Consider the following 11,112-nt stretch of genomic DNA (forward strand, 5'->3'; position numbering starts at 1 on the left):
GTAATCGTCACCTGCGAGCGCTGGTTGTGCGCGCCGTAGTCGGAGATTTCCTTGGAGCACGGGCACAGGCTCTTGACCGGCACCGCCACTTCGCACCAGAGGTAAGTCGCGCCGCCGCGCCGCTCGGCGATCCAGGCGCCCTGGTAGTCGAGCAGGCTGGCGACGCCGGAGACCGGCGCGTGCTTGCGGATGAAGAAGGGAAAGCGCGCCTCGATGCGGCCTTCGGTGGCGTGCAGCTTGTCGAGCATGGCCGCCAGTTCGGTGCGCAGCAAAGCGGCGTCGAGCGGCTGCATCGACGCGCTCAAGGCGTCGAGACCGGCGACGAAGCGCGACATGTGCGTGCCCTTCTGCTCGGCCGGCAGCGCCACGTCCAGGCTCCAGGTCGCCACGGTCGGGGCGGCGGCCTCGCCGATGCGCAGCATCAGCGGATAGCGCAGTTGCTTGACGCCCACGCGCTGGATCGCGAGGTGGCGCTCGTCGCGCGCGCTCTGCGTATCGGGGATGTGCAGCGCAGCGGTGATGGGGTGGGTCATGTCGTTCATGCGGGCTCCGATGCGCATCCTGCGCCGGGCGGTGGTTTGCTTCGGTCGCGAGGATGACAGTTTGCGCCGATCCTTGCCCATGCAAGGGCGGCGGCGCCGATCAAAGCGGGCCCCAGTGCCTGCTCACGCGTTGATCGCGGGGCGCACCAGCTCGAGCTTGGCGCCAAAGCGCTTGAGGATGCTTTGCTCGATGCCGGCAGCGTCCAGGCCCAGCATGGCAAGGAGCTTTGCCGGGTCACCGTGTTCAATGAATTCGTCGGGCAGCCCGAGCTGCAGCACCGGCACGTTGACGCCCGCCGCCTGCAGCGCCTCGAGCACGGCGCTGCCGGCACCGCCCTGCACGCAGCCCTCTTCGAGGGTGACCAGCGCGTCGTGGCTGCGCGCGAGCCGCAGCAGCAGCTCGGTGTCGAGCGGCTTGACGAAGCGCATGTTGGCGACCGTCGCGTCGAGCTTCTCGGCCGCGGCCAGCGCCGGGTAGAGCAAGGTGCCGAAGGCAAGGATGGCGATGCGCCGGCCGCCCGCGCCGGCCTCGCGCCGCAGTTCGCCGCGACCCCAGGGCAGCGCAGTCAGTTGCACCTGGACGGCAGTGCCGACGCCAGCGCCGCGCGGATAGCGCACCGCCACCGGATGGTTCTGCTCGAAGGCGCTGGTGAGCGCCTGGCGGCATTCGTTCTCGTCGGCCGGTGCGATCAGGCTCAGGTTGGGCACGCAGCGGATGAACGCGATGTCGTAGGCGCCCGCATGCGTGGCGCCGTCCGCGCCCACCAGGCCGGCGCGGTCGAGCGCAAACACGACCGGCAGGTTCTGGATCGCCACGTCATGAATCAGCTGGTCGTAGCCGCGCTGCAGGAAGGTGGAGTAGATGGCGAGCACCGGCTTCATGCCCTCGCAGGCCAGGCCGGCGGCAAAGGTGACGGCGTGCTGCTCGGCAATGCCGACGTCGAAGTAGCGCTCGGGAAAACGCTTGTGAAACTCCACCATGCCCGAGCCCTCGCGCATGGCCGGCGTGATGCCGACGAGCCGCGAATCCTTGGCCGCCATGTCGCACAGCCATTGGCCAAACACCTGCGTGAAGGTCGGCTTGCCAACTGCTGCGGGTTTCTTCAGCCCCTCGGCCGGGTTGAACTTGCCCGGACCGTGGTAGGCCACCGGGTCGGCCTCGGCCAGCTTGTAGCCGTAGCCCTTCTTGGTGACGACGTGCAGGAATTGCGGGCCCTCGCGGTCGCGCAGGTTCTCGAGCGTGGGGATGAGCGAGTCGAGGTCGTGGCCGTCGATCGGGCCCACGTAGGTGAAGCCGAGTTCCTCGAAGATCGTGCCGGGCACCACCATGCCCTTGGCATGTTCTTCAAAGCGCCGCGCCAGCTCCAGCAGCGGCGGCGCGTTCTTGAGCACCGTCTTCGCACCCTGCCGTGCGGCGGCGTAGAACTTGCCGCTCATCAGCCGCGCCAGGTACTTGTTGAGCGCACCGACCGGCGGGCTGATCGACATGTCGTTGTCGTTGAGCACCACCAGCACGTCGGGCAGCTTGCCCGCGTGCGGCATGCCGGCGTTGTTGAGCGCCTCGAAGGCCATGCCGGCGGTCATGGCGCCGTCGCCAATGATCGCCACGGCGTGGCGCGCCTCGCCCTTCAATTGCGCCGCCATCGCCATGCCGAGCGCGGCCGAGATGGAGGTCGACGAATGCGCGGTGCCGAAGGTGTCGTACTCGCTCTCGTCGCGGCGCGGAAAGCCGCTGATGCCGCCCTGCTGGCGCAGGCTCGGCATGCGGTCGCGCCGGCCGGTCAAGATCTTGTGCGGATAGGTCTGGTGGCCCACGTCCCACACCAGCCGGTCGTGCGGTGTGTTGAACACATAGTGCAGCGCGATCGTGAGTTCGACCGTGCCCAGGTTGCTCGACAAATGCCCGCCGGTCTGCGAGACGCTCTCGAGCACATGACCGCGCAGTTCGCCGGCCAGTTGCTCGAGTTCGGCACGCGAGAGGCCGCGCAAATCGGCCGGGCGCTCGATGCGGGCGAGCAAGGGGTAAGACTTCATCGGGGGGCGCGTCGCTAGATTTCAGCAGTCGCGCTCGACGACCTTGTCGGCCAGCAGGCTGAGCCAGGCCGCGTCGCGCAGGCCGCTTCGGGCCAGCGCGGCGTGGGCCTGCTCGCGCAAGTCATGCGCGCGGCGCTGGGCAGCGGCAAGGCCGAGCACGGTCACGTAGGTGGGCTTGTTGTGGTGCGCGTCCTTGCCGGCGGTCTTGCCCAGCGTGTGGGAGGCCTGGGTCGCGTCAAGGATGTCGTCCATCACCTGGAAGGCCAGGCCGATGGCGGCGCCGTAGTCACGCAGGCCGGCGAGCGCGGCGGCGTCGACCCGACCGCAGGCAGCACCCATCATCACGCTGGCTTGCAGCAAGGCGCCGGTCTTGCGGCGGTGCATGTCGCACAGCGCCTGCTCGTCCAGGCCCTGGCCCACGCTGGCGAGGTCGATCGCCTGGCCGCCGGCCATGCCGTCCTGCCCGGCCGCGCGCGCGAGCAGGCCGCACAGGCGTGCCTGCAGCGCGGGCGGCACGGCGTCGTCGTGTTCGCAAGTGAGCACCTCGAAGGCCAAAGCCTGCATGGCGTCACCCGCAAGCATGGCGCGTGCCTGGCCGAACTGCACGTGCACCGTCGGCTTGCCGCGGCGCAACACGTCGTTGTCCATGCAGGGCATGTCGTCGAGGATCAGGGAGTAGGCGTGGATCAGCTCAACCGCGCAGGCTGCACGCAGTGCCGCCTCGCTGCCGTGGGCGCCCACCGCTTCGGCCGCCGACAACACGAGCAAGGGACGCAGCCGCTTGCCGCCGTCGAGCACGCCATAACGCATCGCCTCGCCCAGGCCGGCCGGCGCCAGCGAGGGCACCCAGCGCTCGAGCGCGCCTTCCACGGTGTCCAGAGTGTCCTTGGCCCAACAGTCGAATTCGTCGCGCCTCATGCGGCAACCCACGGCTTGAGCTGGCCTTCCTCGAGCACCTGCACCTGCTGCTCCACCGCCTCGAGACGGCCGCGACAGTGAGTCAGCAACACGGCACCGCGGCGGTAGTGGTCAAGCAATTGGTCGAGCGGCAGCTGACCGGCCTCCATCAGGGCGACCAGTTGCTCCAATTCGGCCATGCCGGCCTCGTAGCTCGCTGGCTCGGTGGCCAAGTCGGCGCTCGAAAGCGCGGGCCCCTTGACGGATGCTTGCTTGACCATGTCTTGCTCTAGAAACCGGCAATTGTAGTCAGCGCCCTGTCCTATGCCGCCGGGGCGCGTGAGCATTTGTGCCGGTTGCAAATCGGCCCTTCGAGGCACACGGCGGTGCTGCCGGCCATCGCAGGAAAGCAGGGCCGGCCGATAGAATCGCAGCCCCTACCGCGCCCCTTCCATGCCACGTCAGGCCATGGCAGGAACGCACCCTGGTCCCTGGCGACCCCCTGCGATCAACATGTCCGACCTGAGCATCACCCGCGACGCCCTCGAGCGCAGCTGCGCGCAGCTGCCCGTGTCGAGCTATTTCGACGAGGCTTGTTATCAACGCGAGCAGGCGCTCATCATCCGGCCCGGCCCGCGCTACCTCGGGCACGCGCTCGCGGTGCCCGAGGTCGGCGACCACCACGCGCTGCCGCAGGAAGGCGAAGGCCGCGCGCTGGTGCGCACCGCCCAGGGCATCGAGCTCATCTCCAATGTGTGCCGCCACCGCCAGGCGGTGATGCTGCGCGGGCGCGGCAATACCCAGCGCAACATCGTCTGCCCGCTGCACCGCTGGACCTACGACCTGTCGGGCCAACTCGTCGGCGCGCCGCATTTCCCCGACGACCCCTGCCTGCACCTCAACAACTACCCCGTCCAGCAATGGAACGGCTTGATGTTCGAGGCCGGGCCGGGCCAGCGCGACGTCGCGGCCGACCTCGGCCGCCTGGCGCTGCCGCCCGAGTTCGACTTCTCCGGCCATGTGCTCGACCGCGTGGTCCTGCACGAGTGCGACTACAACTGGAAGAGCTTCATCGAGGTCTACCTCGAGGATTACCACGTCGGCCCCTTCCACCCGGGCCTGGGCAATTTCGTCGCCTGCGACGACCTGCGCTGGCAGATGGGCCGCGAGTTCTCGCTGCAAACGGTGGGCGTGGCAAAGCATGCCGGCGAAGCGCTCGGCCGGCCCGGCTCCGACGTCTACAAGCGATGGCACGAGGTGCTGCTCAACCACCGTCGCGACGCCCACGAGGGCAGGCCGCCCCGGCACGGCGCCATCTGGCTCACCTACCACCCGACGGTGATGCTCGAGTGGTACCCGCATGTGCTGGTGGTCTCCACGCTCTACCCCAAGGGCCCGCGCAAGACGCTCAACGTGGTGGAGTTCTACTACCCCGAGGAGATCGCCGCCTTCGAGCGCGAGTTCGTCCAGGCGCAGCAGGCCGCCTACATGGAAACCTGCGAAGAAGACGACGAGATCGCCCTGCGCATGGACGCCGGCCGCGAAGCCCTCTGGCGGCGCGGCGACGACGAGCGCGGCCCTTACCAAAGCCCGATGGAAGACGGCATGCAGCACTTCCACGAGTGGTACCTGCGCCGGGTGGCGGGCGCGAGCGGCGACGGCGACGCGTGATTCGTTTGCGGATGTCGGCACCGCTCATGATGGTGCTGGCCACGTTGCTGTTCGCGGCCATGGGCGTGTGCGTCAAGTTCGCGTCGCAGCACTACGCCACCGGCGAGATCGTGTTCTACCGCGGCCTGGTCGGCGCGATCGCGATGGCGTTGCTGCTGCGTTCGCGCGGCATCGCGATGAGCACGCGCTTGCCGGCGATGCACTTCTGGCGCAGCGCCAGCGGCGTCACGGCGCTGAGCCTGTGGTTCTACGCCATCGGCGGCCTGCCGCTGGCCACCGCGATGACCCTGAACTACATGTCCTCGGTGTGGATGGCGCTGTTCCTGATCGGCGGCGCCATCGTGCTGGGCGGCGCGCGCACCGATGGCCGGCTGGTCGCCACGGTGCTGGTCGGCTTTGTGGGCGTGGCGCTGATCCTGCGCCCGACCATCGAGCGCGACCAGCTCTGGCATGGCCTGATGGGCTTGCTGTCGGGGCTGCTCTCGGCGATGGCCTATTTGCAGGTCACGGCGCTGGGCCGCGCCGGCGAGCCCGAGCCTCGCGTGGTGTTCTATTTCTCGCTCGGCGGCATGGCTGCGGGCCTGCTGATTTCAATACCTTTCGGCGGCTTTCACGTGCACGGCGACTGGTTCGCAGCGACCATGCTGCTGGCCGTCGGGCTGCTCGCGACCGCCGCGCAGCTCTTGATGACGCGCGCCTATTCGATCGGCCGCCCGCTGGTCAACGCCAGCCTGCAGTACCTGGGCATCGTCTACGCTTTCATCTTCGGCGCCGTGCTGTTCGACGACCCCATCGCGCCGATGGCGCTGGCGGGTATGGCGTTGGTGGTGGGCGCCGGCCTTGCCGCGGTACGGCTGCGCAATACCGTGGCGCCACGCGTTGCGGCCCCTTCGACCCTGGAGCCCTAGGATGAAACGTCTTACTGGAACGACGAGACCGTTTGCTTGCGCCTCAGCGCGGTCATTGCTCCTCCGCCCTCTGGGCGAAGGCTGGGACGGGGCCAGCCGGTACCTGCGCAAACTCCGCTGCGCGCCTTACTCCTTCCCGTCGGAGGAAGGAGCAAAGACCGCAGTGGGCAGATCGCACTTTCGCGCCTCAATCGCGTTTCATGCGTCACGCGCCACGCGTCGCGGGTCGCGGGTCGCGCGAGGCGCCGAGGAGCAACTGAAATGACCATCAAGCCGCCCCTGATCACCGCCGCTGCTCTGGCCGAGCGCCTGGAAGGCGGCACGCCAACCGTGCTCATCGACGCCTCGTTCGACCTCGCCGATCCCGCTGCCGGCGAGCGCAGCTACCGCGACGCTCACCTGCCCGGCGCGCACTACCTGCATCTCGACCGCGACCTGGCCGACCACGCCGCAGCGAGCGACGGACGCTTCCGCGGCCGCCACCCGCTGCCCACGCGCGAGGCCTTCGCCGCCACGCTCGGCCACCTGGGCATCACGCGGGCCAGCAGCGTGGTCGTCTACGACCGCCAAGGCTCGATGTACGCCGCGCGTGCCTGGTGGATGCTGCTGTGGCTGGGCCACCGCGACGTGGCCGTGCTCGACGGCGGCCTGGCCGCCTGGGTCGCGGCGGGCAACGCGGTGAGCCGCGATGTGCCGGCGCCGTCCGACGGCCCGGGCTATCCCTCGAGCGCCGCGCTCGTCGGCAGCATCGGCGCCGACGCGCTGCAGGCCGCGCTCGGCCGCGTGCGCTTGATCGACGCGCGCGCCGCCGAGCGATTTCGTGGCGACGTGGAGCCGCTCGATCCGGTGGCCGGGCACATTCCCGGCGCGCTCAACCGCCCGTTCAAGGACAACCTCGACGCCCAGGGGCTCTTTCTCGACGCGGCGGCGTTGCGCTCGGCGTTCGCGCCCGTGCTCGCTGGCCACGCGCCGAGCAAGGTGGTCCACCAGTGCGGATCGGGCGTTACCGCCTGCCACAACCTGCTCGCCATGGAGGCGGCCGGGCTCAGCGGCTCGGTGCTGTACCCGGGTTCGTGGAGCGAATGGTGCGGCGACGCGGCGCGGCCGGTGGCGCGCGGTTAGGGCTTTTTGTTGCACGGCACACCCGCGGCGCCGCATGTGCCCGGCGTCGCACGCGACACGGCCCTCACGGCACTTGACCGTGGACGCGCCACGCGGCACGCTCGCGAGGCACCCTGCCCCACCCGCGGAAGCCGTGCCCCGCGCCTGATCGGAGCCCGCCATGTACAAGCGCATCCTCGTTCCCACCGACGGCAGTGACGTGACGTCAAAGGCGGTCGACACCGCCATCGGCCTGGCCCGCGCCCTGGGCGCGCAGCTCGAAACGCTCAGCGTCAAGGAGCCCTTCCCCTACAGCGCGATGAGCGAGATCCAGCCGATCGCGCCGCAGGAGTACTTCGAGGCGCAGGAGCAGATTGCCCAGCGCCGCGTGCAGAAAGTGGTCGACGTCTGCCGCGCCGCCGGCCTGGAGTGCGCCGCGCTCACGCTGGAGGCGGTCCACCCCTGGGAGGCGATCATCGAACACGCCAAGGCCGGCGCCTGCGACCTGATCGTCATGGCCTCGCACGGCCGTCGCGGCATGCGCGCGCTGCTGCTGGGCAGCGAGACGCAGCGGGTGCTGGTTCACTCGACGGTGCCGGTGCTGGTGGTGCGGTAGGGGTTGCGAGGTGCGCCGCCCCAGCCCTCTCCCAGTGGGAGTGGGAGACGAACAAGGCTCACGCCCCCAGAAAGTGCCGCCGGTAACGCGCCGGAAGATCATCGATGCGCATCAACATCGGCAGATCGGCGGTGTTGAACTGCGGGTCCCAGGCGGGTGGGCCGAGCACCATCGCGCCGCAGCGCAAGTAGCCCTTGATCAGGGCCGGCGCCTCCACCTGGCCGCATGACGCGAGTTCATCCACCGGCAGCGCCAGCCGCGGCGTGACGCGCCACTCGATCGGCGCAAGATGCGTGGCGCTGAGCTGTCGCCACAGCCCCGCCGCGAGCCGGCCGCCGTCGCGCATGCCGACGCTGGCACAGCCCACCATTGTCTCCAGGCCGTTGGTGACCATGAAGGCGGCCAGTGCCCCCCACAGCGCGAGGATCACGCCGCCCGAGCGGTGGTCGGGGTGGACGCACGAACGTCCCAGCTCGACCATGCGTGCGCGCAGCGGCCGCAGGCGCGTCAAGTCGAACTCGGTCTCGCTGTAGAGGCCCCCGACGCGGCGCGCCGCCGCCGGCGTGAGCATGCGGTAGGTGCCGATGACCTCACCGCGTTCGCCGTCGCGGCCGCGGCTGCGCACCAGCAGGTGCTCGCAAAACGGGTCGTATAAATCGGCGTCGATGCCGGGCAAGGTGCCGTGCGGCGGCGCGATGCGCGCGCCCATTTCGGTGACGAACACGCGGTATCGCAGCCGCTGCGCCTCGCGCACCTCATCGTCGCTGCGCGCCCAGGCGACCTCGAGCCCTTCTTCGGCGATGGCGCCTTGGACGGGCGCCGGCAGCGGCGGCGGCCGGCGCGGCGTGTTGGCCGCGGTGCGCCAGATCAGGTCCTGCATCGGCAGGGTGGGCATAGGCAGTTCGTTCATGCGCTCTCCTCACGGAATGAGCGCAAGCATCGAGCAACCGCGTGACACCCGCGTGCGCCGGGCGTGACGCTTCGATGACGTGGCGCACACGCCGCAGGCACGGCTTTGGTGGACCTCGAACGCGCCATCCGTTGGCCAAGCGGTGACGGCTCGCGCGCGCGGTCGTTCGTCAGCGGCGCACGCCACGGCCGTCACGCTCGATCGCGCCCGACCGCCATCTGGCCCTGAAAAGCGCGATGAATTCGAGGCCCCCGGACAGCAGCGCCACGGCGAGCGCCCACCAGGAGTGCGCATCCGCGCGTTGTGTTGCAGGCGTCATGCAGCCAAGGCGCGGCGCGCGCGCTCGTCGATCAGGGAGCAAGGATGCTGGTCCCCGAAAATGACGACTTCGTGGCAGCCGCATGACACGCTGGTGCACGCCTGCGACAGGTCGGCGCGCCGCTATGCTGCGCCCATCGTGCCGCTGCTGTGAGCTTGACCGAACCACCCCCAGAGCTGACCGAGCTGCGTCGCATCATCGAAGCCGCCGGGGCACGACTGCAAGCGACGGTCGTCTGCGAGGTAGCGCACGGCTCGCAGCGCCTGCCGGTGCATGCGATCGCACTGGGCAGCGCATCGCCCAGCGCTCCCGCGGTTGGCTTTTTTGGCGGCGTCCATGGGCTCGAGCGCATCGGCACGCAAGTCGTCATCGCCTACCTGGAAAGCCTGGTCGCGCGACTGCAATGGGACGTCGTGCTGCAAACCCAGTTGCAGCATTTGCGGCTGGTGTTCATGCCCTTGGTCAACCCCGGCGGCATGGCACGCGGCACGCGCGCCAACCCGCACGGCGTCGACCTCATGCGCAACGCACCGGTTGAAGCCGACGAGCCAGTGCCGCTGCTGCTCGGCGGCCACCGCATCGGCCCCACCCTGCCCTGGTACCGGGGTGCGCCCCACGACGCCATGCAGATCGAAAGCGCGGCGCTGTGCGAGGTGGTGACGCGCGAGCTGCTCGGCCGCCCGCTGAGCATCGCCGTCGACTGCCATTCCGGCTTCGGGCTGCTCGACCGAATATGGTTTCCGTTCGCGCACACGCGCCGGCCGATCGAGCACTTGGCGGAGGTGCATGCCTTCACGACCTTGCTCGACCAGTCCTGCCCGCACCACCGCTACCGGGTCGAGCCGCAAAGCCGCCAGTACCGCACGCACGGTGACCTGTGGGACCACCTCTATCTGCGGTCGCTGCAGCATCGACCGCCCGTGTTCCTGCCGCTGACCCTGGAGATGGGGTCGTGGTTGTGGATCAAGAAGAACCCGCGCCAGTTGCTGTCGCGCCAAGGCCTGTTCAATCCGTCGATCACGCACCGCCGCCAGCGCGTGCTGCGCCGCCACCTGGCCTGGTTCGATTTCGTCACGCGGGCGGCCAGCAGCTTTGGCGCGTGGCTGCCCAGCGGTGCGGCGCGCGAGGCCGAGCACCGTCAGGCCTTGGTGCGTTGGTACGGTGCAGAGCCGGCCAGCGCGTCTGGGCCGCCCACGGCGCCCACCGCCCGGGGGCGCGGTTGAGCACCTGGGTGCTGCTGCGCGGCCTGACCCGCGACGCGCGGCACTGGGACGGCTTCGGCGAGCGGCTGCAAGCGGCCGTCGGCGCCACGCGCATGGTGATGCCCGACCTGGCGGGCAACGGCCTGCGCTGGCGCGAAGCGAGTTCGACTCGCGTCGAGGCCTACGTCGATGCCGTGCGCGCGCAACTCAGCCAAGCCGGGCTCGCGCCACCCTACCGCGTGTTCGCGCTCTCACTCGGCGCCATGGTGGCGCTCTCCTGGGCCGAGCGCCATGGGGATGAATTACTCGGCGCGGTGCTCGTCAACACCAGCGTGCGTTCGCTCAGCCCCTTGCATCACCGGCTGCGCCCCGGCGCCTGGGCCACGCTGCTGCCGCTTGCCTTTGCGCCGCCCGCGAGCGCGCGCTGGGAACAGGCCGTGCTGCGCCTGACCACGCGCCACGGCGATGCCGATGACGACGCCACGCGGGCGCTGCTGACGCGCTGGACGGCGTGGCGATTGGCGCGCCCGGTCAGCCGCGCCAACGCCCTCAGACAACTGCTGGCCGCGGCCCGCTTCAGCGCCCCACGGCAGGCACCGGCGGTGCCTTTGCTCTTGCTCGCAAGCCGGCAGGACCGACTGGTCGATTCGCGCTGCTCGGCGCGTCTGGCTGCCGCGTGGGGCTGCCCAAGCGCCTGGCACCCGAGCGCCGGGCACGACCTGCCGCTGGAGGATGCCGACTGGACGCTGGCGCAGGTGCGGCGTTGGCTGGCCGAGGGCGGCAACGTCGGCAAGGAATGCACGGCCTCGCGGCGAGTGTGGTGAGTCAAGTCGGGAACGCCGCCTGTGCGTGCAGCTTTACACCGAGTGCTCTTGCGACCTTCAGCACCGTAGCAAAACTCGGATTCCCTTC

11 protein-coding genes are annotated in these 11,112 nt (G+C 69.9%); 6 read left to right on the forward strand and 5 right to left on the reverse strand.

Features of this window, described 5'->3' with window-relative positions; all coding sequences use genetic code 11:
- The 4 genes from RMO12_RS12365 to xseB form a co-directional block, all read right to left on the reverse strand.
- On the reverse strand, positions 1 to 542 hold a 542-nt coding region (locus RMO12_RS12365; protein ID WP_405029672.1), incomplete at its 3' end, for a GTP cyclohydrolase, FolE2/MptA family.
- A 123-nt stretch (positions 543 to 665) separates the two neighbouring features.
- Complete coding sequence (gene dxs, locus RMO12_RS12370; RefSeq protein WP_309639524.1) at positions 666 to 2,576, reverse strand: 1-deoxy-D-xylulose-5-phosphate synthase; 1,911 nt, start codon at positions 2,574 to 2,576, stop codon at positions 666 to 668.
- Between the two features lie 21 nt (positions 2,577 to 2,597).
- Complete coding sequence (locus RMO12_RS12375; RefSeq protein WP_309639525.1) at positions 2,598 to 3,494, reverse strand: farnesyl diphosphate synthase; 897 nt, start codon at positions 3,492 to 3,494, stop codon at positions 2,598 to 2,600.
- Positions 3,491 to 3,754 (reverse strand): exodeoxyribonuclease VII small subunit, encoded by a 264-nt coding sequence (gene xseB / locus RMO12_RS12380; protein WP_309639526.1) that lies wholly within the window; start codon positions 3,752 to 3,754, stop codon positions 3,491 to 3,493. The genes RMO12_RS12375 and xseB overlap by 4 nt, the downstream gene beginning before the upstream one ends.
- A 232-nt stretch (positions 3,755 to 3,986) precedes the next feature.
- Between xseB and RMO12_RS12385 the strand changes: the two genes are divergently transcribed.
- The 4 genes from RMO12_RS12385 to RMO12_RS12400 all read left to right on the forward strand — a co-directional run bounded on the left by RMO12_RS12385 (position 3,987) and on the right by RMO12_RS12400 (position 7,769).
- The gene (locus RMO12_RS12385) at positions 3,987 to 5,144 is read left to right on the forward strand and encodes an aromatic ring-hydroxylating dioxygenase subunit alpha (RefSeq protein ID WP_309639527.1); all 1,158 of its coding nucleotides are present in this window, start codon (positions 3,987 to 3,989) and stop codon (positions 5,142 to 5,144) included.
- Positions 5,145 to 5,155: 11 nt separating this feature from the next.
- Positions 5,156 to 6,052: a DMT family transporter gene (locus RMO12_RS12390; protein WP_309639528.1), complete on the forward strand. Its 897-nt coding sequence runs from the start codon at positions 5,156 to 5,158 to the stop codon at positions 6,050 to 6,052.
- Positions 6,053 to 6,319: 267 nt separating this feature from the next.
- Entirely contained in the window at positions 6,320 to 7,174 is an 855-nt protein-coding gene (locus RMO12_RS12395; protein ID WP_405029673.1) for a sulfurtransferase, read from the forward strand.
- Positions 7,175 to 7,334: 160 nt separating this feature from the next.
- On the forward strand, positions 7,335 to 7,769 hold the full coding sequence (locus RMO12_RS12400; protein WP_309625869.1) for a universal stress protein: 435 nt from the start codon (positions 7,335 to 7,337) through the stop codon (positions 7,767 to 7,769).
- A 58-nt stretch (positions 7,770 to 7,827) separates the two neighbouring features.
- On the opposite strand, the gene RMO12_RS12405 is transcribed toward RMO12_RS12400, so the two are convergent.
- Entirely contained in the window at positions 7,828 to 8,679 is an 852-nt protein-coding gene (locus tag RMO12_RS12405; RefSeq protein ID WP_309625870.1) for a GNAT family N-acyltransferase, read from the reverse strand.
- Positions 8,680 to 9,153: 474 nt separating this feature from the next.
- Here RMO12_RS12405 and RMO12_RS12410 point away from each other — a divergent pair, with 474 nt between their 5' ends.
- Both RMO12_RS12410 and RMO12_RS12415 read left to right on the forward strand, forming a co-directional pair.
- On the forward strand, positions 9,154 to 10,221 hold the full coding sequence (locus tag RMO12_RS12410) for a M14 family zinc carboxypeptidase (RefSeq protein ID WP_309639530.1): 1,068 nt from the start codon (positions 9,154 to 9,156) through the stop codon (positions 10,219 to 10,221).
- Positions 10,218 to 11,024: an alpha/beta hydrolase gene (locus RMO12_RS12415; RefSeq protein WP_309639531.1), complete on the forward strand. Its 807-nt coding sequence runs from the start codon at positions 10,218 to 10,220 to the stop codon at positions 11,022 to 11,024. Before RMO12_RS12410 ends, RMO12_RS12415 begins: the two co-directional genes overlap by 4 nt.
- Positions 11,025 to 11,112 lie beyond the last annotated feature (88 nt).

Origin of the sequence: Methylibium sp. (assembly GCF_031393925.1) — a bacterium.
Taxonomy (GTDB): Bacteria; Pseudomonadota; Gammaproteobacteria; order Burkholderiales; family Burkholderiaceae_C; genus Methylibium.